The organism is Chryseobacterium sp. RU33C, assembly GCF_900156015.1.
Lineage (GTDB): Bacteria > Bacteroidota > Bacteroidia > Flavobacteriales > Weeksellaceae > Chryseobacterium > Chryseobacterium candidae.
Window position 1 is genome coordinate 231497 of sequence record NZ_FTMT01000002.1, and the last position, 26519, is coordinate 258015.

General features: G+C 36.2%; 19 protein-coding genes. 8 read left to right on the forward strand and 11 right to left on the reverse strand.

Translation table 11 applies throughout. The features are described 5' to 3' along the window. Positions 1-83 precede the first annotated feature (83 nt). A complete protein-coding gene (locus BW946_RS02895; protein WP_076594733.1) occupies positions 84-965 on the reverse strand; it encodes an AraC family transcriptional regulator in 882 nt (293 codons plus the stop codon). A 188-nt stretch (positions 966-1153) separates the two neighbouring features. Between BW946_RS02895 and BW946_RS02900 the strand changes: the two genes are divergently transcribed. Next, complete coding sequence (locus BW946_RS02900; protein WP_076594734.1) at positions 1154-2548, forward strand: aminopeptidase P family protein; 1395 nt, start codon at positions 1154-1156, stop codon at positions 2546-2548. A gap of 14 nt (positions 2549-2562) precedes the next feature. Continuing rightward, on the forward strand, positions 2563-4734 hold the full coding sequence (locus BW946_RS02905) for a S9 family peptidase (protein ID WP_083688770.1): 2172 nt from the start codon (positions 2563-2565) through the stop codon (positions 4732-4734). Positions 4735-4808: 74 nt separating this feature from the next. On the opposite strand, the gene BW946_RS02910 is transcribed toward BW946_RS02905, so the two are convergent. Further along, positions 4809-5792 (reverse strand): hypothetical protein, encoded by a 984-nt coding sequence (locus BW946_RS02910; protein WP_139325957.1) that lies wholly within the window; start codon positions 5790-5792, stop codon positions 4809-4811. Between the two features lie 17 nt (positions 5793-5809). Then, on the reverse strand, positions 5810-6739 hold the full coding sequence (locus BW946_RS02915) for a hypothetical protein (protein WP_076594736.1): 930 nt from the start codon (positions 6737-6739) through the stop codon (positions 5810-5812). Between the two features lie 689 nt (positions 6740-7428). On the opposite strand from BW946_RS02915, the gene BW946_RS02920 reads away from it, so the two are divergent. Then, on the forward strand, positions 7429-9276 hold the full coding sequence (locus tag BW946_RS02920) for a chloride channel protein (RefSeq protein WP_076594737.1): 1848 nt from the start codon (positions 7429-7431) through the stop codon (positions 9274-9276). A 161-nt stretch (positions 9277-9437) separates the two neighbouring features. Here BW946_RS02920 and BW946_RS02925 read toward each other — a convergent pair whose 3' ends face one another. After that, complete coding sequence (locus tag BW946_RS02925; RefSeq protein ID WP_076594738.1) at positions 9438-10382, reverse strand: aldo/keto reductase; 945 nt, start codon at positions 10380-10382, stop codon at positions 9438-9440. Positions 10383-10769: 387 nt separating this feature from the next. Further along, on the reverse strand, positions 10770-12578 hold the full coding sequence (locus BW946_RS02930; RefSeq protein WP_076594835.1) for a hypothetical protein: 1809 nt from the start codon (positions 12576-12578) through the stop codon (positions 10770-10772). A 467-nt stretch (positions 12579-13045) separates the two neighbouring features. Here BW946_RS02930 and BW946_RS02935 point away from each other — a divergent pair, with 467 nt between their 5' ends. Continuing rightward, a complete protein-coding gene (locus tag BW946_RS02935; protein WP_076594739.1) occupies positions 13046-13564 on the forward strand; it encodes a hypothetical protein in 519 nt (172 codons plus the stop codon). Between the two features lie 51 nt (positions 13565-13615). Here the strand turns inward: BW946_RS02935 and BW946_RS02940 are convergent, their stop codons facing one another. The 4 genes from BW946_RS02940 to BW946_RS02955 all read right to left on the reverse strand — a co-directional run bounded on the left by BW946_RS02940 (position 13616) and on the right by BW946_RS02955 (position 21060). Continuing rightward, positions 13616-14767 carry an efflux RND transporter periplasmic adaptor subunit gene (locus tag BW946_RS02940; protein WP_076594740.1) on the reverse strand — a complete coding sequence of 384 codons (1152 nt, stop codon included), beginning with the start codon at positions 14765-14767 and terminating at the stop codon, positions 13616-13618. Between the two features lie 7 nt (positions 14768-14774). After that, the gene (locus tag BW946_RS02945) at positions 14775-19112 is read right to left on the reverse strand and encodes a CusA/CzcA family heavy metal efflux RND transporter (RefSeq protein ID WP_076594741.1); all 4338 of its coding nucleotides are present in this window, start codon (positions 19110-19112) and stop codon (positions 14775-14777) included. A 202-nt stretch (positions 19113-19314) separates the two neighbouring features. Continuing rightward, positions 19315-19647 (reverse strand): hypothetical protein, encoded by a 333-nt coding sequence (locus BW946_RS02950; RefSeq protein WP_076594742.1) that lies wholly within the window; start codon positions 19645-19647, stop codon positions 19315-19317. A gap of 630 nt (positions 19648-20277) precedes the next feature. Beyond that, positions 20278-21060, reverse strand: coding sequence for a helix-turn-helix domain-containing protein (locus BW946_RS02955; protein WP_076594743.1), 783 nt, complete (start codon positions 21058-21060; stop codon positions 20278-20280). A 71-nt stretch (positions 21061-21131) separates the two neighbouring features. Here BW946_RS02955 and BW946_RS02960 point away from each other — a divergent pair, with 71 nt between their 5' ends. After that, a complete protein-coding gene (locus BW946_RS02960) occupies positions 21132-22337 on the forward strand; it encodes a CynX/NimT family MFS transporter (protein ID WP_228402440.1) in 1206 nt (401 codons plus the stop codon). A gap of 12 nt (positions 22338-22349) precedes the next feature. Here the strand turns inward: BW946_RS02960 and BW946_RS02965 are convergent, their stop codons facing one another. Next, the gene (locus BW946_RS02965) at positions 22350-23057 is read right to left on the reverse strand and encodes a DUF421 domain-containing protein (protein WP_076594745.1); all 708 of its coding nucleotides are present in this window, start codon (positions 23055-23057) and stop codon (positions 22350-22352) included. A gap of 62 nt (positions 23058-23119) precedes the next feature. Next, positions 23120-23884: an MBL fold metallo-hydrolase gene (locus tag BW946_RS02970; protein WP_076594746.1), complete on the reverse strand. Its 765-nt coding sequence runs from the start codon at positions 23882-23884 to the stop codon at positions 23120-23122. 89 nt (positions 23885-23973) lie between these two features. Between BW946_RS02970 and BW946_RS02975 the strand changes: the two genes are divergently transcribed. From BW946_RS02975 to BW946_RS02985, 3 genes are all read left to right on the forward strand, one after another. Then, a complete protein-coding gene (locus BW946_RS02975; protein WP_076594747.1) occupies positions 23974-24288 on the forward strand; it encodes a winged helix-turn-helix transcriptional regulator in 315 nt (104 codons plus the stop codon). Positions 24289-24441: 153 nt separating this feature from the next. Further along, complete coding sequence (locus BW946_RS02980; protein ID WP_076594748.1) at positions 24442-25845, forward strand: T9SS type A sorting domain-containing protein; 1404 nt, start codon at positions 24442-24444, stop codon at positions 25843-25845. Positions 25846-25882: 37 nt separating this feature from the next. Continuing rightward, complete coding sequence (locus BW946_RS02985; protein ID WP_139325958.1) at positions 25883-26437, forward strand: hypothetical protein; 555 nt, start codon at positions 25883-25885, stop codon at positions 26435-26437. The last annotated feature ends 82 nt before the right edge of the window (positions 26438-26519 follow it).

Consider the following 26519-nt stretch of genomic DNA (forward strand, 5'->3'; position numbering starts at 1 on the left):
TATTTATCCAAAACTAGCAGAATTTCAAAACGGTAAATGTTAATATTTTAATATGTTCTAACCGTATTTTAACATGCCGCTTTTTATTGCTCTATTGTAGCCTCTTTATAATGCTTCAGGTATTCTTTAGGCGAATATTTCATAATGGACTTGAAAACCCTGTTAAAATTGGTAAGGCTATTGAATCCACTATTGAAAGCAACAGAAGAAATGCTGTACATGCTGCTGGCTGTCAGAAGTTTGCAGGCTCTTTGTACACGAAGCTCATTGAGATATTCAATATAAGTAATGCGGGTACGTTTTTTAAAAGAGCGGCAAAAAGCCTGAGGAGTCATACAGGCTTCTTTCGCAATAAGGTCGAGGGTAAGTTTATTCTGTGCAAAATTTTTCTTAATAAAATTCTGGGCATCTATAATTCTTTGGTCTGTATCGGAAATATGATTAGGCAGATTCTTTTCTGAAGATAACGGAATATGCAAATGTCTGTTTTGCATAAGATGATTTAGAATTCTGATAAAATCTATGATCTGATCTACTCCTTTAGTCTTTTGTAATGCAGCAATATTTTCTCCAATGCTTTTTGTGAGTTTGGAAGCCACCTGGAAACCTGTTTCTGAATGACTGATGAAGTTTTTAAGTTCCTCAAATTCCGGTAAGACGAAAAAGGCGGAAATCTTCTTATGAGGATCAAAGAAAATAGAGATGGAATGAACCTTCTGCTTTTCATCTTTTTCAAAATTACCCCTGAAAACATGGGATTGATTGGCGCCCAGATAGAAAATGTCACCTGCTTCAAAATTAAAAAGATTCTGCTCTATAGCCAATGTTCCATGCCCTTTAAGAATCCACATGATCTGTGTTTCTGTATGACGATGGAAATAAGGATAGAAATTAGGCATAATATCTTCCTGGATGCGGATACTTTTGTTAGTATCGGCAGGAACAGAAAACTGGAGACTCTTCATAATATCAATACTTTATGGGAACACTCTACTCGTTAGGTTAAAATATTGCTGAAGTTAAACAAAATATGAACATTGAATATCATATTAAAATCCAAATTTTACAGAATCTTAATTTTTAATGAATAAAGAGTTATAAATAGTACAAAATCGTAACTTTAAATTTTTAAAATAAAAAGTATTCATAATATATGTTTTCAGCACAAACTTACCAAGACAGACGGGAAATATTAAAGAAAAGTGTATCTAACGGAATCTTACTATTTCTGGGAAATATTGAAAATCCTGTGAACTTTGAACATAATCCTTATTATTTTCGTCAGGACAGTACCTATTTATACTATTTCGGAATCCAGGAACCTCGTATCGCAGCCATTATCGATATTGATGAAAATAAGACCATCGTTTTCGGAGATGAACTGAGTATTGATGACATCGTGTGGATGGGCAGACAGGAAACACTGAAAGAGAAAAGTTTGAAATCCGGTGTACAGGAAACACAGCCATATGCAGAACTTGCCCGATATATAGTAAAAGCACAGACTTCCGGCAGAAAAGTTCATTACCTTCCTCCTTATCAGTCTTCCAATAAAATTTTACTGGGAGATCTTCTTGGGATTAAAATAGGAGAATTACAGCCTTCTGTAGAAATGATCAGGGCAATTGTAAAACAGCGTTCCATTAAAGAACCTCAGGAAATTGTACAGATAGAAGAGGCCGTAAATGTATCCAATGAAATGCATTTGCTGGCAATGCGCCTCACTCAACCCGGGATGAAAGAATATGAAATTGCCAATGCCATCCAATACCTTGCTGCTAATAAAGAATGTCAGATGTCTTATCCTCCTATTGTGACGATCAACGGAGGTATTCTGCATAATCATTATCGTCTTAATACAATGAAAGATGGGGATCTTTTCCTGAATGATTCCGGAGCAGAAACAGCAATGGGATATGCAGGTGATCTTACCAGAACATTTCCTGTAGGCAAAACTTTTACAACGAAGCAAAAAGATATGTACGAAGTGGTTCTGAATGCTTTTAATCAAGCTCAGAATCTTTTGAAACCGGGAGTACGATTTAAAGATATTCATCTGAAAGCAGCACAGCATCTGGTAGAAGGTCTTATTGATCTTGGACTGATGAAAGGAAATCCTGAAGATGCTGTAAAAAACCATGCTCATACGCTGTTCTTTCAGTGCGGACTGGGTCATATGATGGGTCTTGATGTGCATGATATGGAAGACCTCGGAGAACAATATATTGGCTATACCGAGGAAGAGCCAAAAGATACCAAAACATTCGGATTGAAATCTTTACGTTTAGGGAAAGCTTTGGAATCCGGTTTTGTAGTTACGGTTGAACCTGGTATCTATATGATTCCGGAGCTGATTGACATCTGGCAGGCTGAAAACAGGAATGCAGACTTTATTAATTATGATAAAGTAAATGAATACAGGAATTTCGGAGGAATCCGTGTGGAAGATGATTTCCTGATTACAGATGACAATTACAGACTTTTGGGCAACGGATTAATTAAATCAGTTGAAGACATTGAAAATTACAGAGCTGAGCATTTAGCTTAATTCAAATACTATTTATGAAGAACATAAAAAAACTGACAGCTATTGCATTGTATTTCCTATGCTTGTCACCATTCGCGGCACAGAAGACACAATGGACTCCAGATGGCAACGCTTATTATTCATTTACTAAAAAAGGGGTGGAAATTGTTGATCTATTGCATCCCGGAAAAGATCAGACGCTTTTAAACAGTAGTGAACTGATTCCTGCCGGAAGTTCTGAAGCCTTACAGGTACAGAGTTTTCAGGTATCTCCTGATGATAAAAGTTTATTGCTTTTTGTCAATACAAAGAAAGTATGGAGAGATAATACCCGTGGAGATTACTGGATTTTCGACAAAAATACCAAAAAGCTTACCCAGTTGGGAAAAGGATTACCTGCTTCCTCACTGATGTTTGCAAAATATTCTCCGGATGGCAAAAAAGTTGCTTATGTATCTAAGCATAATATTTATGTGGAAGATCTTGCCAGCAATCAGCAGACTAAGATCACTACAGATGGTACAGACGGAATGATCAATGGAACTTTTGACTGGGTATATGAAGAGGAATTCGGAACTCAGGATGGTTTCAGATGGTCGCCGGACGGCAGTAAAATTGCTTACTGGAAGCTGGATGCACGTGGTACGAAAAACTTCCTGATGATCAATAATACAGACAGTCTATATTCTTTTACCGTTCCGGTAGAATATCCAAAGGTGGGAGAAAATCCTTCCGGATGCAGTATCTGGTTTTATGATCTTGCTTCCCAATCTTCAAAGAAAGCCGATATTGCAGGGGATGAAAAGCAAAACTATATTCCAAGAATGGAATGGGTGCTGGATTCTAAATCCATTATTCTGCAGCAACTGAACAGAAAGCAGAATCAAAGTAAAATTATCGTAGCAGATGCCAATTCCGGAAGCAGTAAGGTCATTCACACAGAAACCGATGCGGCATGGATTGATATAAAAACCCGATGGAATGACAACGATCCAAAAGGCTGGGACTGGATTGATAATGGTAAAGAATTTTTATGGCTTTCTGAGAAGGACGGATGGAGACATATTTATAAAATAGATATGAACGGTAAAGAGACATTAATCACAAAAGATGCTTACGATGTAATTAAGCCAGAATTCTTTGATGTTAAAAACAACCAGATTTACTTTTTAGCTTCCCCGAATAATGCCACTCAGAAATACCTGTACAAAGTAAGTATGAAAGGAGGAAAAGCCCAAAAAGTAACCCCTGAATCCTATACAGGCTCTAATACTTATACGATATCACCCAATGGAAAAATTGCCATGTTTACCAATAACAGTATCGATGCATTTTCCGCAGATGCAGTGATATCACTTCCGGAACATAAAGAATTGGTTGCTGCCAAGAGGTCTGCAAAAGCAGATCCGGCAAAATCTAAAGCTGAATTTTTCCAGGTGACTACAGAGGATGGAGTTACCTTAGACGGATGGGTAGTAAAACCTAAAAATTTTGATCCAAATAAAAAATACCCAATCGTTTTCTATGTATATGGGGAGCCTGCTCTGCAAACAGTAACAGATGATTTTTATACCGGCTGGAATTGGTTATATACCGGAAATATGGCTGAAGACGGTTATTTATATGTTTCTCTTGAAAATCGGGGAACACCTTCTCCGAGAGGACGTGAGTGGAGAAAATCTGTCTATCGTAAAATAGGTCAGATGAATATCCGTGATCAGGCGATGGGAGCAAAAGCTTTATTTGCAAAATGGCCTTATATTGACACTTCAAGAGTTGCCATATGGGGCTGGAGCGGTGGAGGTTCTTCTACCCTCAACCTTTTAGGGCAGTATCCTGATATTTACCAGACAGGAATTGCTATTGCACCCGTTGCCAATCAGCTATTCTATGATAATATTTATCAGGAACGTTATATGGGGCTTCCACAGGAAAACAGAGAAGACTTTGTCAATGGTTCTCCACTGGCTTATGCTAAAAATTTAAAAGGAAACCTTTTACTGGTTCATGGAACAGGTGATGACAATGTACATTATCAAAATACGGAAGTTTACATCAATGAACTGGTAAAATACAACAAACAATTTCAGCTGATGTCTTATCCTAACCGTAGCCACGCTATTAATGAAGGTGAAGGAACATCACTGCATCTGGCAACAATGTTTACAAAATACCTGAAAGAACACTGCCCTCCGGGAGCAAAATAAAAATATACAAAAACCTGCATTATTGCAGGTTTTTGTATTTAAAGAGTATTTGTTATTAAACCTGGTATTGTAAACTACGATTTAGTAATGATAATATAGTAACTTGTGTCACCACCGGTTGGTATATTGAGAAGACACTCATTGTGGGTTAACTGATTGGGTTCTCCGCTTACATATTGAAAGAAAAGTGCTACTTTTTGATTAGGTACTGTTGTTTGTAATGTATGCTTTAAGATCTGAGCATTTGAAAATGCATAAGATACATTTACTGTATTTCCAAAATTATCCCTGTTGGCGTTAATAATTCCTCTTGAAACAGTATTGGAAGTATAAATACTGCCGGATGCTGTGGCAAAAACGGTATTTATATTCATCTGTCCGGAAAAACTATAATTTTGAGTGTTATTATATCTGTTGCAACGAATTGATCCCCAGGCTTCAAAAGTATATACGCCAGGCTCAGGAATTACAATGTATCTGACATTACTTACCGACTGTCCATTCACTGTTGCTGAAGTATCTGTACCAAAAGTAAATCCTGCGCTATTCCCTTTTAGTCCGGCATCATTAATAATGGGAATATTGATATACTGATTGGGGTCATATAGCGAAAATCCGCCTGTGTTGTTAGTAGGCGAATACGTGGCAGGATAGTTGGAACGTTGCTGATAATACAAATATTTAACAGTGACTGGCATAATTACATTATTTCCAGAGGCATCCACTCCTAATTTATTGAAGGGAGGAGTATAAGCCGGTGATAAAAGCTTAGGTAAATTTTCATGCCTGATATTAAGTATTGCTGCAGAGTTTACATCTAATAAGGCTGTGGGCATGGAAGTTCCTATATTAATTCCAACATTTCCTGTATTGATTACTTTCATAAGTTCTGAAGCAGAAGAATTATTAATTTCCAAGGCTTTCGTTGCACTGGTATTGCTTTTAGAAACAACATCAAGAGTGGCAGTCGGCGTAGCTGTATTGAATCCTACATTGCTGCTTTGAGCAAATAAAAAGAAGGAAACAAATGTAAAGGGTATCAAGAATATTTTGTTCATTACCATTTTATTTGCAGTTATAACTTAGAAATAATCAATGTTGCTTTTTTTTCCAAACCAGCAGCTCCTGAAAGAGAACATGCATTTGTGTTGAACTGATCTCCTGTTCCCCAGTTAGTAAATAGTGCAAGTTTCTGATTGGCTGTTGTAGTTGCTATAATAGAAAACATACTATTTTGTGAGGGATAATCATATTGCCCAGGACTGCTTAAATTACCAGTACTGTCACGTAGAGGAAATATATTGTTGCGTATACTGGTCTGTTCTTTATAAGTAGTATTTCCTGCAGATGCCAGATAAATACTGCTGACTACACCTATAAAATTGTTTCCATTATTACTGCCGGATATAGCACCAGAACAATTAATAGAATACTTTAAATTTAGTTTATATACGCCAGGATCAGGAATGGTAATGTAAATTACATTGGTTGCCGGATTACTTCCTCCGTAGATTCTGTTAAGCGTTGCAGATGTATCAGTGCCCAATGTTACATTTAGTGAATTACTGTCAATACCGGTTGTCTGGAAAGGCAAACTGTAGAAAATATTATTATTGTAAAGAGAAAATGCTGAAGTAGTCTGGGTGTTGTCGATCGTAATGTATGAATAAAGCACAGCTGGTACATAGGTACCTACATATCCATTGGCATCTACTGCAATAGGTGTTACACCGGATGCTAATTGGGGAAGATTTTCGTAACGGACACTTCCTTTGGTATGTAGCTTCGCAGTAGGGATAGGTGCGTTTATTCCCACATTCCCATTATCAAGAACTGTCATCATCTCCGTTCCTGTGGAATTGTTTATTTCTAATGCTTTTGTAGTATTGGTATTGCCTTTTGAGACGATATCCAGTGATGCAGATGGTGATGGCTGATTAATGCCCACCTGGGAATGGCTTAATGCAAAAGTAAGCACAAAAGCCTGTAATAATATTTTTTTCATCGTGTGTTATTTGCTCACAAATCTGCATCAAAAATCAAAACATATCAAATAAATAAATGCAACATAAATACATCACGCATACATCACAAATTTTGTATTTTAATGTAAGTATTTTGTTTTCAGATGTTTAATTGTTTTTTTTTACTGCCTCAAAATAATTTTTTTTATTTAATAACTGTTTTCTTTTAATATAAAAAATATCCTGAAGAATAATTTTAACCTTCTTTTTACCACGGTTCAGAAAAATAAAATCACGTTCAGCAACTTAGGCCACAGGAATATGGAGATCAAGAAACATTAAATCTACATGATAAATACTTAAAAGACTGCTGGCATATACTGTATCTCCACATTTTCCTACGAGATTCAGTTCCTGATCTCTGGAGATAAAGCTTTCCAGTATTACAGCGGCAATAGGTTCATCTTCAATGGGTGTTTTGTTCCATATTTTTAAAGAGCAAATACCTGATATTTATGAATTTTATTCATTTCTCTTTAATAAATTAAAACTTACTAAAAGTAAAGATAAACAATACATATGATGAATGAATTTCTTTTAGATTAAAAGATAAGTTACAATAATAGAATCTATAGAATAATTCAACAGTTTCAAAAGAAGGTTTTTTGTGATATATTTCATAAATTTACGCTGCTTTATCAATCTGATGATAGTGTAAAATATTTCCAAGGTGAAAATTCACAACAAAAAAAAGTACCTTAGCTTCCTTAAATTTAAAAGAGATTTCCAGAAATACGGACTGGAAAAAGCGCGCAGTTATGAGCTTATCCTGCATTGGCTGAACAACAGGCTCAGCAGAAATCAGTTTCTTGTTCTTTCCGGAATTCTGGTAGGCTGTACAGCTGGTCTGGCAGGTGTTATTCTGAAAACGCTGGTACACAATATTCATTATTTCATTACCAATAAAGTTCATTTTGAATATCAGATATTATTTTATATTGTTTTTCCATTTTTGGGAATTGTTCTTACTACGATGATCGTTCTGACACTATTTAAAGGTCAGGATCGTAAAGGTATCGGAGCTATTTTATACGAAATTGCACAGAATTCAAGTATTGTGGCATCTGTCAAAATGTATTCTCAGGTGATACAAAGTGCGGTTACCGTTGGATTGGGAGGCTCTGCCGGATTAGAAAGTCCTATTGCGGTTACCGGAGCTGCTATTGGTTCCAATTATGCACAAACCTATAGACTTAGCTACAAAGAACGTACTTTGTTGCTGGCTGCTGGTGCTACTGCAGGGATTGCATCTGCTTTCAATGCTCCTATTGCCGGGATTATGTTTGCCTTTGAAATCCTTTTAACAGGCGTGGTCTTCACGGATTTTATTCCTTTGGTTGTTGCTGCAGTCTGTGGAAGTCTTTTGTCGAGGATTTTGCTTCAGGAAGACGTGCTTTTCAGGTTTTATACCAGAGATCCGTTTAACTATAAAAATGTTCCGTATTATCTTATTTTAGGAATTGTTACAGGGTTGTATGCCCGTTATTTTGTCATTATTTCTCAAAAAGTGGAGCATTTTATAAAAGGGCTTCAGCTTTCGAGACTTCGTAAAGCGATGTTTGGGGGAGCTGTGCTTTCTTTGCTATGTGTTCTTTTTCCTCCTTTATTCGGGGAAGGTTATGAGACTGTAAAGGCCTTTACCAACGGAAACACCTACTCTATTATTGAAAACAGTTTTTTCAGATATTTTGAGATCGGAGACTGGACGATTATCATTTTTCTGGTTCTGGTATTACTTTTAAAAGCATTTGCTACTTCATTTACCATATTCAGCGGCGGAAACGGAGGTAATTTTGCCCCTTCTCTTTTTGCTGGTGGAACTTTGGGGTATCTGTTTGCATTGGTTTGCCAGCATATTGGTTTTACAGATGTTCCGGTGACCAATCTTGTTTTGGTAGGAATGGCCGGAGCCATGAGCGGTGTTTTATATGCTCCTCTTACCGCAATATTTTTGATTGCTGAATCAAGTTTCGGATATGACCTGTTTATCCCGCTGATGATTGCTTCCATCATATCTTATCTGATTGCCAAATGGTTCTCCCCGATTTCACCGGAATTAAAATCCTTAGCGGATGAAGGAAAGATTTTCACGAATAAACATGATAAAAACCTTCTTTTCGCACTAAGAACGGAAGATTTTATAGATAAATATTCCCAGACCATTAATGAAAATGCCTCTGTTAGTGAACTTTTTGAAATGGTAAAGAACGGTAATAAAAATATTTTCGCTGTGGTGGATGAAAACAGAAAACTTAGAGGAGTCCTTACGTTAGATGATATAAGACCTTATCTTTTTAACAAAGAAATGGAAACATCCCAGACGGTAGCTCAGATGATGAAAGCTCCGCCAGCAATTCTTCATAGAGAAAATAAACCGTTGGATATCCTTCAGACTTTTGATGATACAGGTGTATGGAATCTGCCGGTTGTGAATAACAATAATGATTTTATTGGTTTTATCTCAAAATCTTCAATATTAATGAGCTACAGACAGCTTCTGAAAGAATATTCTGATTAATATTAAAAGCAAAAATGACAACCGTAAACCTGAATTCCCATCCTCTGGAGGGGTGTCAAAAATTCTTTGAATTTTTGACGGGGTGGTTAGCATCGTCAAACGATAAAAATCCGTTCAGCAATGAACGGATTTAATTTTAATCTATAATAAAATTGAAAAAATTAGCTGCTTGCGTTATTCAACAAAGCCATATCTTCCTGATCAAGAGCAAGTTTTGGAGCATTGAACACGGTCTCCAGCTGAGATGCACTGGTAGCACTTACAATTGGAGCAGTGATCAATGGATTGGATAGCAGCCATGCCAGAGAAACCGTTCCCTGAGTGGTATTATGTTTTGCACTTACCTGATCCAGAGCTTTTAAAACTTCAAGTCCCTTAGGATTTAAATATTTTCTTACTCCCTCACCTCTTGCACTTTTTGCCAGATCTGCTTCATCACGGTATTTACCTGTTAAGAAACCTGCTGCCAGAGACCAATAAGGAAATACACTCAAATCAAACTGCTCTGCCAGAGGGGCATAGTTTTGCTCAAAACCTTCTCTTTCCATTAAGTTGTAATGGGGCTGTAAAGCAACATATTTAGGAAGATTATTCTTTTCAGCAGCTTCAAATGATGCTTTCAAACGTTCCGGTGATAAGTTGGAAGCTGCAATATAACGTACTTTTCCTGCCTTAATAATCTCATCATAAGCAGACAGGGTTTCTTCTACCGGAGTGGTATTGTCATCAAAGTGCGTATAATAAAGATCAATATGATCCGTCTGAAGTCTTTGCAGCGATTCATCTACAGATTGCAAAATATGCTTTTTGCTGATATCATAGCCATGTTCTTTCGTCTCCGAACCTACTTTGGTGGCCAAAACGATGTCATTACGGTTTGCTCTGTTTTTCATCCATTTTCCGATGATCTCTTCAGACTGTCCGCCCTTTCCATTCACCCACCATGAATACGTATCTGCAGTATCTATAAAGTTGAATCCGGCTTCAGTAAAGCGGTCCAGTATATCAAAAGACTGTTTCTCGTCCAGTGTCCATCCAAAAACATTTCCTCCGAAATTGATTGGCGCAACCGACAAATCGGTGTTTTTGATTTTTCTTTTTTCCATAAAAATAATTTTACTAAGTGATCCGTAAGGTACGGAATATTAAACCTTGAAAATATTCAAAATAGCCATTCTCTCTATAGCTATTATAAATGAAAATGCTGATTTTTCCTGGTTTTTTTTTGGTTATTAAGAGTTTGTTGGAAATTGCAAAGACGCCAATAAATTAAACGCTAACTGCTTTAAGATGCAAAGGTTTTATCTCCGATAAAATTGAATACTGTTTATTTTATGTCTATTGCAAAAAGTCTTTGATTTTCTTGCGCCTTAAAGTAAACATTTTTTGCACCATTGCATTTCTCAAAGAAAAAATACATATATTATTAATTTTAAAAAATAAAAACAGCCATTTGAAAGCTGTTTTTATTATCTATCAATTAAAAAATACGGTTATTTTTCAACCTGAGGAATCTCAATAGCGATAAGCTGTAGTTTGTATTCCTGCAATTGCTGGTTGATCGTAGATAAACCGTTTCTGAAGAATGATGATGCTGTAAAAAGCTCATGATAATATTCTATCCCTTCAAGAACATTTTTCCTGAAAGCATTCCATTTTTTTGTCTGCGAATGAGTAATCTCTGCAGTAGAATCGGTGATTTCCTTTCTCAGGTAATCCACATACATTTTCAATTCATTAATGAACATATTCGGACGCTGGCTGTCGGAAAGAATATTGGTATTTCCGTAGATATGTTTTACCATTTCCGAAAGAGAAACTTCTTTATCAAAAAAGGCAATATTCGGTCCGGGACATATGACAACGCCCTGTTTTTCACCTTTAATTTCGAGGTTCTGCTCCATATATGCGGCGTTTACAAGTCCTACACACAGGCAGGCTTTATCAGTAATTTCCGATTTCTTTTTTTTAAATTCCTTTTCTGTAAGGGTTTCCTTATTGTCGTACAGTTCCTTGAGTTTGATATCCTGGTACTTTCTGGAAGCGGTACAGGTTCCTTCCGGAGAAAATTCTTTGCTTAATGCCAGAAGTTTTTTGGGACATGAACTTCCATATTTCCCTTTTGCTTCTTTTTCAAACTTTAATCGTTCATTGGATGTTCCTTTTACCGTATTGAAAGGCACTCCTAATGGCGAAATATTGCTCAGATAAAAATCCTGTTCTTTTGATTGTAAAAGTAAATTTCGGGTTTCTGTATCTACCGATGTTGCTTCGGGTACCAGCAAAAACGGTGAACCCCATCCTACGCTGTCTACATGATAATTCGCCAATAAAAACTCGTGTTCTTCGGCAGTTCCTACTCCACCCTGAACCGTAATTTTCATTTCTAATGGCTCAGAAACTGTGGGTTTTCCTTTTTGTTCTAAAGCAGCTGTCATTAAGGCATGGGCAGATTGTATCAGATCATTTTTTTTCTGCTTGAATTCTTCCATAATAGGCCCGAGAAGCATTCCTTCGGTAGCAAAAGCATGGCCGCCACAATTTAATCCGGATTCTATTCTGTATTCTGAAACCCACAATCCTTTTTTAGCCAGAAAGTTTCCCTGAATCATTGCAGAACGGAAATCGCTTACTTTCAGGATGATTTTCTTTTTGATGTTTCCGTTTTCGTCCGGAAAAAAATCTTCAAATTCTTCCATATAGCTGTATAAGCGGGGATTCATGCCTGCGGAAAGAACCATTGATGATGATAATTTACTTTTGGCGAATCCACGCAGTGAAGCATGAGCATCGTTATACATCACTGGAAGCTGTTCATTGTTTTGATAATTGTCTTTATCCACTTTCGTCATGATATTGACATCAATACTTCCCGGTTTTAAGTTGGATTCAATGAAGTTTTTGATATTGGAACTCCATTCATCTTTTTGATTGATCAGGTTTTGAAGGCTGTTTTTTAGATCTGAAGTATTTGGAAGCATAGCTATGAAGTCTTTCAAAGCCTCTTTATTTTTGCTGATCTCGTGTTTGAAAGATTCAAATTTTTCATTCACGATATCATCCACCATATCCAGATAAGCCGTAACTCTTCTGGCTCTGTAATCTTCTGTTTTTGTAGAGATCCCGAAATAGTCAAGATTGAACTTTTTATTGTAAAAGTTCTTCATTTTTTCCAGGATTTCATCATCAATGATGGAGATCACAGAAGAAATTCCATACTGGGCAACACGAATAGGACTGTCTATTGTGTAAGCCAGTCCCATTACCGGAATATGGAAATTGTGCAAAGGTTTTTGTGTCATAAAGTTCTGATAAAATTTTTTATTATTCATCTAAAAATCCTTTACAACTATTCACTGCTTAAAAATATTATTTTAAAATGAATTATGCATTAAATAATATTTTATATTGTGAAAAACATGTCAAATATCATTCTTTTAAATCGATTCCTGTGAAATTGTTACTGAGACACCATTAATTGTATGACTACCACATCAGCTATAGATTTTTTTACTACATTTATTAGTTAAACGATAACCATATTTTCCCTCAGAAAAATTAAAAATGAGATTTTTTCATGTATTATTCTTTTGGTTTTCATGGCTTCAATATTTATTTTTGGCAGTGATTTACTTGTCCAGTTTGAAGCAATGAAAGTAGATAAACTTGATGGACAATTTGGGTTTTATATTTTTGAAAAAGCAGCCTATACCAGTTTGATATATGCTGTTGTTGGTCTTATTTATGACAGATACAAAAGAAAACTTAAATGATAACAAATAAAATATATACATTAAGCTTATTTTTTAGCTCTATATGGATTTTTTCCCAAAATGTCAATGAAGAGCTTATTCACTACTTAAAAGAGGCAGAAACGATTCTTATTACCAGTCATGAAGATCTCAGACTTGATATTGAAACGCCTGGCAAGAGTAAAACAATTTACAGAGACTTACTGAAAAATGGTGTTCCCAACCATGAAATCATCATAAATAAAGTAGTACTAACTCCTGAATCCAGACAGGAATTAATAGACATCATAAAACGGCAGAAAATTGTAAAAGCCTGGGATGGAGCTTTATGTTTTGAACCGCACAATACTTTGTTCATTTATAAAGAAAATCAATGGAAAAATATTGAGTTATGTTTTGGATGTAAACAGTACGGCCACAGTAAAAATCTACCCGTTAATAGAGAAGAATTTTTACACAGTTACCAGGACTGGATCAATCTTGAAGATTTTTTCAGAAAACTAGGGGTACAGTGGGAAGTTCCAAAAAAGAAATAAAAAAAGATCAGTGATTGACTGATCTTTTTATTTTACAATGATGTTTTAACGCTATTCAGCTTTATTTTTAAGCATCATCAGAAGGCTGTAAGCCCCTTTCTGTACAATTTTCTTATCCTTTAAAAAATCGGCTTTTATAATTTCTGTAAACTGATCATCAGAAATTCCGGTCATTACAGGAATCATTCTGTAATTGGATTTTCCAAGGTCTTCAAAAACATAATTTTTATTTTCAAAAGAAACTACGGCTTCATTAGGAAGTCCCATTGTATAATGGCTGCTGATATTCACTTCAGCATTTACATACATTCCTTTTACAAATTCTGTATTCACAGAGGATAATCTGGCAATTGCCGTCGCAGAGCCTCCATTTTCAATACTAGGAACAACACTGACAATTTTAGCATTTGATTTCACATCCGGATTCTGATTGTTGTATACTAAAATTTCCTGGCCCACTTTTACAACATTCACATCATTTTCAAAAACCTTTAATTCTAAAAGTAATCCCGCCGGATTGATCAGTTCAAATAAAGTATCTGCAGGGTTTATATACTGCCCGTTATTCACAAGAATTTTGCTTACAAAACCCGTGAACGGAGCATAAACATTGATTTTACTTCTGATATTCCCGGCACTCAGACCTTTGGCATTGATTCTGATGATTTTCAGCTTTTCCTCAAGCCCTTTTAAAGTGGCATTCAAAGTTGAATAATCTGCCTGGGCAGTCTGTAGGGTCTTGTCACTGCTGGCTTTGCTCGTATTAAGGTCTTTCTGGCGGTTATAATTCAGTCTTGCCGCTTCAAGTTGTGCTTTTGTTACCAGATAATCCTGCTGCAGCTGTATAAACTGCGGATCTTCCACCACAGCAAGCACCTGCCCTTTGTTGAAATGACTTCCATTAATTACATTGATCGACTTGATGTGTCCCCCCATAATGCTGGAAACTGAACTGATATGAGACGGTGCAATGTCTGTCTTTCCGTTCAGTCTCACCAGTTTTTCCATATTCCTGTTCTGAATTGTAGTTGTTGTAAGCCCTACAGCCTGAATCTGTTTTTCTATAAGATGAACGGAATTTTTGTCATTCTTAGAAAATTTTGTGTTTTCATAAACCGTTTTTTCTTCCTCTTTTTTTCCTGAACATGAAGATAAAGTTAGGATGAAAGCAAGGCTGTATAGTGATATATTCCTGAAATGCATGATGGTATTATTTTGAAATTAAGAATTGAAGTTCGGCTCCGATCTGATTAAGCTTTTCCAGCTGATCAATATAGTCTGCTTTGGTTTTTACGGCCTGATTCACCAGTATTACCCAGTCCAGATAATCTATTTCTCCCACTTCCATCTGTTTCTGAGCTGTTTTTAGAATGATTTCAGATTTGGGAAGCTGTTTTTGTTCATAATTTTGAATGATCTGCTGTTGGTTCATATAATTACCCAACTGTTGATTCAATCTGTTTTTAAGTTCAATTTCTTTTCTCTCATACTGATTTTCGGAGATGGCAATCTTAGCCTGTGCTGCCTTTGCCAAAGCTCTCTGTCCTTTTGTAAACAATGGAATTCCAACTCCCACCTGAACCGAATTGAAACGATTGTTATTGATGTTTTTCATACTCTGATTGGTATATCCTATGAGAAGATCAGGAAGCAGTCTGCTTTTCTCCAGCTGTACTTCTGCCTCGCTTACTTTGATCTGTTGCTGCAGATATTGAAGTTCAGGATGCTGTTGTACCATTTCTTCTGAAATCTGAAGCCCAATATTAATTATAGGCTTCTCTGCAACAGGTTGATATGGAATTGTAGATTGTAGTAATAATTGAAGCTGAATTTTTACGATATTCAAATCATTTTCAAGAGTATTCAACTGTACTTTTATCTGTTCTTTCTGAATTTCAGCAGTGGACTCCTCCAGAATATTGGCTTCTCCTTTTTTTAATCTTAATCCGGCTTTGTCTGCAAAATTATTATACAGCTGGCTGATGTATTCCAGCACTTTTTTCTTCTCCTGAAGCACAAGTATCCTGTAGAAAACGTCAGTTACTTCTTTGGTAAGCTGTGTTTTGGTCAGATTCTGATTGACGACACTGGCAGACCATTCAGCATCCAGCATTTGTTTTCTTCTTGAATATACCGTTGGAAAACTGAATCTTTGAGAGATTGCGAATGAATTGTCTGTTTCCTCGCCCTGAATTTGTCCAAATCCCCCCGTAATTTCCGTCTGGGGAATGTTCAGATAGCTGGCCTTCAGCTTTTCCTGATAATCTGATATTAATTTCGAATTTTTAAGAGTACCGTTCTGCTGGTATGCTTTTTCCAGAGCCTGATCATAAGTAATGTTTTCCTGAGTCTTATAAGTTCCGAAGGACAATAACAGCAAGAAAACAGACAGTTTTTTATAATTGAGTTTTTTTGAGAATTTCATTTTATCTTTATTAATATGTTCAAACAGGACGTATAAAATTGGAAGGACAAAAAGCGTTAAAAGCGTTGCAAGCATAAGCCCTCCGATGACTACAGTTGCCAGAGGCCTCTGCACTTCAGCTCCTGCACCATTGCTGATTGCCATGGGAAGAAATCCCAGAGATGCCACAAAAGCTGTCATTAAAACCGGACGGAGTCTTATTTTTGTGCCTATGAGTACAATTCTGTTTGTATTATTTATTCCGTTCTTTTTCAATCGGTTAAATTCTGATATCAAAACAATTCCATTAAGTACGGCAACTCCAAATAATGCAATAAATCCTACGCCTGCGCTAATGCTGAAAGGCATTCCTCTCAACGCCAGAAAATAGACACCTCCTATCGCAGATAAAGGAATGGCTGTATAGATCAGCAGACTGTGTTTTACAGAACCGAAAGCAAAGAATAAAAGCAGGAAAATCATCACTAACGAAATAGGAACTGCTATACCTAATCTGGATTTAGCTTCATTTAAATTTTCAAAAGCACCTCCATAAGAAATACTATATCCAGAAGATAATTTCAGGTTTTTGCCTGCCTTTTGCTGAAGCTCTTCCACAATACTCTGAACATCTCTTCCTCTCACATTAAAACCTACAATAATCCTTCTTTTGGTATCCTCCCTCTGAATCTGATTCGGACTGTTTTTAAGTTCCACTTTAGCCAATTGCGACAATGAAATCTGTTCTCCTGAAGCCGTAGGAACCAGAAGATTTTGGATACTCGTAATATCTTTTTTATGTTCGTTATCCATTCGGACAACGATATCAAACTTTTTTTCGCCTTCATATAAAGCGCCTGCAGTTTGTCCGGCAAAAGCCATATTAATCACCCTGTTGATATCCGCCACTGAAATATTGTATCGGGAAAGTTCTGAGCGGTTATAATCTATCACAACCTGTGGAGCGCCTACTACCGGCTCGATATATAGATCCTGAGCACCTTTTACGGTATTGATAATGCTTCCCATCTTTTTGGCATAGGTGGCAAGGCTGTCCAGATCTTCACCGTAAATCTTGCACACTACATCCTGTCTTGCTCCGGTCATCAGCTCATTGAAACGCATTTGAACCGGAAACTGAAAACTGGTTGTCAGTCCAGGGATAACGCTTAATGCTTTACTCATCTTATCAGAAAGTTCAGGAAATGAGGTTGCAGAAGTCCATTTCTTTTTGGGCTTTAAAACGACTATCATATCTCCGGAATCCATGGGCATAGGTTCTGTGGGAATTTCTGCACTCCCAATTTTCATGACCACTTTTTCTACTTCAGGAAAGTTTGTTAACAGGATGTTTGCAGCCTGAGTGGTAGCTTTTTTGGTTTCATTGATATTACTTCCCTGGAGAATCCTCATTTCAACGGCAAAATCGCCTTCCTCCAACGATGGTATAAATTCTCCACCCATTCTGGAAAGGGTAAAAACAGCACCTGCAAACAGAATCAACACACCAATGATTATTGTTTTTCTAAATTTAAGGGCCTTTATCAGAAGTTTTTGGTGACCGGTTTCCACTTTACCCATCACACGGTCTGAAATATTTTCTTTCTCTTTTTTCTTTCTGCTTAATACCAGAGAGCTCATCATTGGAATATAAGTCAGGGAAAGAATAAATGCGCCAATCAGGGCAAAGGCAACGGTTTGAGCCATAGGCTTGAACATCTTTCCTTCAATTCCCTGAAGCGTAAAAATCGGAAGATATACAATTAAGATAATGATCTGCCCGAAAACCGCACTGTTAACCATTTTGGTCGCAGAGTTGGAAACCTGATCATCCATTTCTTTTTTGCTGAGCATATTGTCTTTTCCGAAATGCTTTTTATGGGCAAGCTGATGAAGAACAGCTTCCACAATAATGACGGCTCCATCTACAATTAAACCGAAATCCAGCGCTCCAAGGCTCATCAGATTTCCTCCTACACCAAAAATATTCATCATGATAATGGCGAAAAGCATAGCCAAAGGAATGACGGAAGCAACTAGTAATCCCGCTCTGAAATTTCCTAAAAATAAAACCAGAATGAAAACCACAATCAAAGCCCCTTCCATCAGGTTTGTTTTTACTGTGCTGATCGTATTATTAACCATTTTAGCCCGGTCAAGGAATGGCTCTATCACAACTCCTTCCGGTAAGGACTCCTGGATTTTTTCCAGTCTTTGTTTAATATTTCCAATCACTACATTAGCATTCTCTCCTTTCAGCATCAGAACAATAGCTCCGGATACTTCTCCGGTATCATTGTAAGTCATAGCGCCATACCTTGTCGCATACCCTAATTTTACAGAGGCTACATCTTTAATATGAACAGGAATGCCTTCTTTTGTTTCTGAAACCTGAATGCTTCCAATATCTTCTGTAGTTCCCAAAAGTCCTTCGCTACGGATAAACAGAACGGTTTCTTTCTTTTCAATATAAGCGCCTCCGGTATTCTGATTATTCTTTTCCAGAGCCGCAAAAACATCATTGATATTGATATTAAAGGCCTGCAATTGATTAGGATTAATGGCAATTTCATACTGTTTCAGTTTTCCTCCGAAACTGCTGACATCCGCCACACCTTTAGTACCAAGGAGCTGTCTTCTCACCACCCAGTCCTGGATAGTCCTCAGTTCGGTTTCATCGTATACATTTTCATATCCTTTTTTAGCCCTTACCACATATTGGAAAATCTCTCCCAATCCTGTTGAAATAGGCCCTAATTCCGGTTTGCCGATTCCGTCCGGAATATTGTCCTGAACAAGCTGCAGTCTTTCCTGAACCTGTTGACGCGCCCAATACACATCAGTCTTGTCATCAAAAACTACAGTCACTAATGAAAGTCCGAAACGTGAAAAACTTCTAAGCTCCGTAATTCCGCTGATATTACTGGTGGCCTGTTCAATAGGAAATGTAACAAGACGTTCTATATCTGCTGCACCATAAGAAGGAGCTGTGGTAATGATCTGAACCTGATTATTGGTGATGTCCGGCTGGGCATCAATAGGAAGTTTGGTGGTTTCATAGACTCCAAAAAGGATGAGTGCCCCTGTAAAAAGAGCAATGATGAGTTTATTCTTTACAGAAAACTCAATAATTTTATTTAACATGGAAAAATTATTAATTGTAATCCGTAAGACCATACAGGAGCTGAGACCTCTCCATAACTTAAGTGTCCAAAATAAAGTTTTTGTAATTTCTTGAGTTAAGGTCTAAACACCAGTACATTGCATTACGAATTAATGGATATGTAACAAGAATTAAATACTTTAAGTAAAAAACATAAAGCATTAATTTTCAATGTGAAGTTGATTAAGAAAGCCGTGGAGGCTGAAAAATCTGAGAAAGATATTGTTGGGAGAAATCTTTTTCTTTGTAGATACTGCTTTTCTCTGAAACAGTAATTTCCTTAGGTTTTTTTATTTCGAATGAAAGCTCCGGAAGCTGGGCATGTACAGTGAGTACGATAGGCGGATTGATAAAAGGCAGTTTCTGATCGGTATCCCAGTCTGAATCCTGTTTGTGGTTATCATAATGCTCCATTACAAATTCTGAAAAGCTTCCGTGGTATTCCATGAAATGTTCAACAAACATAGGCACTTTCAGTACTTCCCCCGCATTGGTGGTAGCCAGTACATACATCATTGAGCATAATATGGAGAACCATTTTAACATGGATGCAAATATAATGTTTAAATTTTTCCCAGAAAGGCTCAGATATTAATTTTTTGAGAATTTTATAGGCGAGATCATATAAAAATTAAACATATGTTTGAATATTATTGGCTTAGCAGAGTCTTATTTTTATAATAATTCACTTTTCGCTATTTATTTATTTTTACTTAAAAACATACGTACAATTCCTCAGATGGCGAATTATATTTAACATGAGGTATTTTCGTGCTGGTAATTCCGGAATCTTAAAGAAAACAAACAACATTTAATAAATAATTATTTTACTTAAAAATAAGTAATTTTTAAAAAAAATAAGCTTATAGTGTTTTGTATAAAGTGATTTTTGCTTATATTTGTGAATCGAAATAATTTTTTTTCATCATTTGTGTTTTTTTAAGGTCTCCATTCGTGGAGACCTTTTTGTTTTCAATAATATCATAATTGAATATTCGCTACTGAAGTGGAAAAATGTAAAAAATGTGAAATATTATGTTCTTTAATCTTTCTAATTGCTTTTATATAAAGGAATGTCTAAAGTTATTGTATATTAATAACTCTCTTTTTTGATAAATTTTACCGGCTTTATATGTGGTTTAAAACTTATTGGATGGTTTTAATAAAATCAGTTGGCCTGAGCTGCATCACAGCCTGAAAACTTCGGGTATAGGCCTGAACACTCTTATACCCTACCTCATACGCTGTTTCTGAAATGGTAAGATTTCCGGAACTCAAGTATTCCAGACTCTTAATAATACGAAGCATTTGCTGATATTTGCTTAGGGTAAGACCAGTTTCTTTTTTGAAAATACGTTCCAGTGTACGGAAAGATAAAAGAGCCATATCACTGAGATCTTCCATTTTGATCTCTCTGTGATAATGATTGTGCAAATATTCTATGACTTTGTCAAGACGTTTGTCTTTCGGGAGGCTGATATGAAAAGTCAGGGAATGTTCTGCAAACCTCGGAAGTTCGTTGAAAAGCGCTTTCAGGAATAGGCTCTCATTATGATCCCGAATCATTAGCTTAGACCACTTCTCCGAATATTTTATCATTTCCTTTAAAACAGGAGGAACAGAAAATACATTCACTTCATGATAGAAGGATTCTTGGGCGCCAACTTCTGCAAACATGATCATCAGTTTGATTTTTGCAGAATGGGAATTGGTTTTATGGACAGCATTTGGAGGAATCCATACCGCATGATTCTGGGGAAGCAGATAGATTTTTTCTTCGATAGTAATATACTGAAAACCACTTTCTACATATACGAGCTGACCTTTTTGATGATGATGAAGAACGTTATCATGAATCCAGTTTTCCTCAAACCATACAAAATAAGGCTTATTTAGTTCATCTATATTTATACTGTCGCTGGCGTTCATGTCGTTTCAGGTTAAAACTTTGGCAAAATTAAACAAAATTACTGCGTTAATTTTGTACAAAAGTTTTTATTATGATGAAGAATGAAGTAAAAAAGAATGCTTCGTATGTTTTATTAATCATTAATGTTCTGGTTGTTATACTCATTTCCAGCAATCTCCGCTCACCGATTGTGGCCGTTGCCCCTGTATTGGGAGAGGTAAGAGATGCTTTAAAAATGGATAATTTTCAGGTGAGCCTGCTTACTTCTATTCCACTGTTTATGTTTGCTGCCTGTTCTGTACTGGTAAGCAGATTCTCCAATAAATTCGGAATCAGTAAACTTTTGATGTATTCACTGATTATTTTAAGCTTCGGGTTATTTTTACGAATCAGTGGTTCTCTATGGCTTTTGTTTTTAGGTTCTATATTTATCGGTTTAGGAATATGTATCGGAAATGTAGTCACTCCGGGATATGTTAAGAATAATTTTCCGAAGCAGATTGGCCTTATGACAGGAATTTTTGCAGTATCTATGAATCTTACAGCAGCACTGGCTTCCGGTTTCAGTGTGAAAATAGGAGAATTGACGGGCTTTGGATGGAAAGGATCTCTGGGAATATGGCTTGTGATTGCCGCATTGGGCTTCCTGGTTTTATCACTGGAACTCATATTCAATAAAAGAAATCCGGTTCAGCCTAAGACGGCAATCAGTACTTCAGATTTTAATATGTTCAAATCTGCCCAGGCGTGGAATATCAGTATTTTTATGGGACTGCAGTCTTTGTTTTATTATTGCCTGGTAGCCTGGCTGCCTTCATTTCTTGCTGATTTTCATATGCAGGGAGAAAGCTCCGGCTGGGTGTTCTTTGTGATCCAGATTACCATGATTCCGGTAACATTCTGCTGCCCTATTATTGCCAGTAAAATGAAGGACCAGAGGTTTATGATTCTTTTTATATGTGCTCTGATGTTCGGAAGTACAATGATGTTTGTCTTTCTGAAGTCTCAGTGGATCTATGTGAATGCTGTGATTATAGGGATTTCCAACGGATTGTCTTTCAGCTTGTCGATTCTGTTCTTTTCTGCAAGAACAAAAAGCAGTATCAATGCGGTTAAAATATCAGGTATGGCACAGTCCGTAGGATATCTGATTGCTGCATTCGGACCTCCGTTGTTTGGAAAACTGCATGATTGGGACATTTCCTGGAACAGTTCATTCTATTTATTAAGCTTTGCTGTATTGCTGATGCTGTATTTTGGAATGAAGGCGGCAAGAAATAAATATGTTGAGGATTAGGAAAATCAAAGGTCAGGTTACACGTCTTTTATTGCTGGACGCTACCCATTCTTCTTTTTGGCAGTTTGGGCAGCTTCCTGCATTACCCGCTTTTTTATGCTCTGTATATCCACAGAATATACAGGAGTAATGTCTTTCCTCATGAATATAATGTAACGGATTATTTAATGAGCCTGGTAAAATAGGAAGACCGTATTTTACAGATTTATCTTCAAAAAAGAATACACTGATCTCTCCTGAAATTTCTTCTATAGCCATCTCAATCTGGCCAAGCTGCGAAACTCCTTTTAGCCTTAATTCTGCGAAGAATTCGTCACTCCCTAGATTTTCTTTTTGAAAGTTTTTAATTGAAAATTCACCGTTTTCTATCAGGCAGATGGATTGTCCTTCAACCAGATTTTCAAATTTTTTACTTTTTCCGATAAAATGGGTCACAATAGAATACAGGAGAATAATAACAATAAAAACAATAAGGGATGAAATAATTCCGACATCCTTATTAAACATAGGATCTCCTGCTGCTGATCCCAGGCCGATAATGACTACCAATTCAAATATTGAGAGCTGTTTTACTCCTCTTTTTCCTAAAATTCTAAGTCCGATGATAATAGTCAGAAACATAATTATGGTACGAAGAATGATCTCTAAAAGAAAAGACCATTCTTCATGTCCCAATAATAATTCTTTCCAGTCAAAATTTAAGAGAAAAGTGGACAGCATATAAATTATTTACCACGGAATATTCAAAAAATAAGCCATAACTCCTGTTATTTATTTCATACTTATTTCAGGATTACCTCTTCTCCGTCTTTCAATAGTAAACATTGGTTTCCAAGTCCTTTTTCGATTATTTTTTTCTGGATAAAATTCCTGTCTTCCTTACAATGGCTTACTGCTTCCAGATGAGTTACCCAAACAGTAGATTCCGGTGCGTATTCACATACTTTTGCGATGTCTTCGCTGGTCATAATAATAGGATCTCCCACAGAGAAGGTGGCAGCACCTCCTGCAACAATGATGTGCTTTGGCTTGTGTTGAGCAATTTCTGCAGCAACTTCATCATACCAGATTGTATCACCTGCAATATAGACTGACTGATTGTCTTTTTTAAAAACGAAACCGTTTACTATTCCCATTTTTTCTCCAATTTCTCCGGTACCGTGCTGGCCTTTGGTGGTAGAAATTTCAATGTTTTTCCATTGAAGATGATCATTTACAATTAAAATATTAGTAAATCCCTGTTCTGCAATATGATCAGCAATAACCTCTGAACAGATCACCGGAATATTTTTATCGAGAAGTTCTACTGCGTCAGCATCCCAATGATCCGGATGAATATGGGTTACCGCTACAGCATCTATTCCTTCTAATTTTTTCTTTAATTCTTCTCTACTGAAAGGCAGATCTACAAGAGGATTCAGTAGTTCACTTTCTGTCATAGGCATTTTTCCCATAGACCCTTTTTCTCCGAGCATCGGATCTACCAGTATGGAAATTCCGTCAATATTCAGTAGCAATGTTGCATTGCGCCATAATTGTAATTTCATTTTGAGTATTTTTGTTGAACAAATTTATTGACTAATGAAGGTCAAACAATCGAAGGTTACCAAAAGGTTAACCATAAATATTCAGGTATATGAATTTTGAAGAATTTAAAAACTGTGGATTAAGAAGAAGCCTGAATATCCTTTCAGGTAAATGGAAACCTTTAATTCTGCATAATCTTTTTGAAGAAGATCAGGTGCGTTTTGTGGAACTTTGGCGAAATATGCCCCGGGTTTCCAAGAAAGTACTTGCAGAGCAGCTGAAGCAGCTGGAAGAAGATCGTATTATTGAACGGATTGAAGTTTATAATTTTCCGCCTGAAGTATATTATAAATTAACGGAGAAAGGGCAAAAGCTGGGACCTATTCTTTCCGAACTTCATTCATGGGGAAATGGATTGGGTTAAAACCATTTTGGATAAATTCATCGAAGGTTTTCGATGCCATTGAGTATTTCTTTCCTCTTCTAGAATTTTATCCTACATTTGGAAACACTGCCTAAAAATAGATTTATATAGGGGTTATATAATATAACCTCAATTTAAAAAAAAAACAAACCAATGAAAAAACAATTATTATTTGTGCTTACTCTTGCAGCACAGGCTTCTTTTGCACAAATCATTTCCAAAGATCCTACGTTTGCTTCAAACGGAATTTACAACCTTCAAACGGGAATCTCTTATTTAGGAGAATTAACAGAAACAACCAATGCCGTATTTTACGAATCCTTTGACTCCAATAGTAATCAGTTACTTATCTCTAAAGCGACAAGTTACAATGGCTCTCCGGATTTAACTTTTGGGACCAATGGTAAAACTGCATTGAATTACACATCGGACGCTTTAGTGGGATTTATAAGGCACAGCAATAATACATTAACCCTACTGTTAAAACGATATGACTCTGTAAATAATATCAATTATTTAGATGTAGTTCGATTGCTTGCCAATGGGCAATTGGATCCTTCGTTTTCCAATGGAGGAATAAAATCATTAGCCAATTTCAATCAGGACAATTTCAATATAAAGAATAATCTTATAGAACAAGGAAACAAAATTATTGTTTCGGGAACCGGAATAGATACTAATGGATTTTTTGATGGGTACACTCATACATTCAGATTAAATTCTGATGGTACACCAGATAACAGTTTTGGGGATAATGGAGAATTATCCACTTACGGAATTCCCCGCATTATTTTAGATAAACAGTCCAATATTATCATTTTAGAACACAATACAATAAAAAAGTATACTTCTGACGGACAGCTCATGACTGGTTTTGGTAATAATGGGACAGCCTTGTTTAATGGGGTAAATGTAAATGTTATAAAAGCAGATTCAGCTAATAGAATTATATATGCACAACTTGGATCCTTAACGCCCGCTACGATAGGAAGACTGAATGCTGATGGGACGCCCGATACCACATTCAGCTACACCGGTACTCTTGGTCTTGAATTTTGGGATATCTATGAAAAAAACAATTCTTACTATATAGCCGGCTATGCTGATCTTAATAATGCACCTGCTTATTATCTCTCTAAACTTAATCAAAACGGAGCTATTGATACGGTATTTGGAGAATATGTAGAAAATGATTCCAATTTACTCTATCACTTTATTCACGCAATCAAAGTTTTTGATAATAATGTAATTGTTTATGGAGATGGGCCAACAAAAGAAATTGTGAAATATCTTTTAAACGGTACAGCTACATTACCGACAGCAGAAACTGTAAAAAATAATACTGAATTTACTTTTGAAAGTCCTGTAAAACAAGATTTGGTGTATCAGTCAAAAGAAAAAATTAATAAAATAGAGATCTATTCTGTTGACGGAAGGCTATTAAAAACGATAAATAAAAATAATTCCGACGTTTCCGAACTTTCTAAAGGAGTTTATTTTGCGAAAGCAATTTTTGAAAATGGAAAAGTTTTTACAAAAAAACTTATTAAGAAGTAGTAAATTAATATTTTAAAACTAATAACAATTTTTACAAATGAAAAGAATCATTATTTTGATTTCCTGTGTATCATGTATGTGGGCGACGGCACAGATAACACCTCCACCTACTATTCAAAGATCAAATACCACATCCCGCGGACTTACCATCAATTCAAGAAAAGGGACATTAATTGAGAAAAAAATCAGCAATTTAGGCAAGTTTAAAAATCTGAATATTCAAAAAATTGTAACCAGAGACGGATCTGATAATTCATCGGAATCTGTGCTGGGCATTATGTATGAATATGAAACCTTTGATGAAATTTCCAAGAAAACCTTAACGGTTGATAAAATTGAACTGGGAAAGCTGATCCAGGCGCTTCAGACTGTGGAACAGAAAGAAAATGAAAAAGCAAATCAGGAAACCAAATATAAGTTTGTTACGATGAGTAATATAGAGTTTGGAAGTGTTTACCGGGAAAAGATTTCATCGTGGGTAAATTATATAAAAACTCCGGGCAACCATTTTAATCAGAACTTACTGGAATTCAATAAGGATGAATTAAAAGAATTGATTACTGTTTTGAAGAAAGCAGACCAGGAACTTTAATACAGAATAGAATTAGATAGTTAAACATAAAAACCTTATAGGTTATGAAAACCTATAAGGTATATTTTAAAAAATTAAAAAT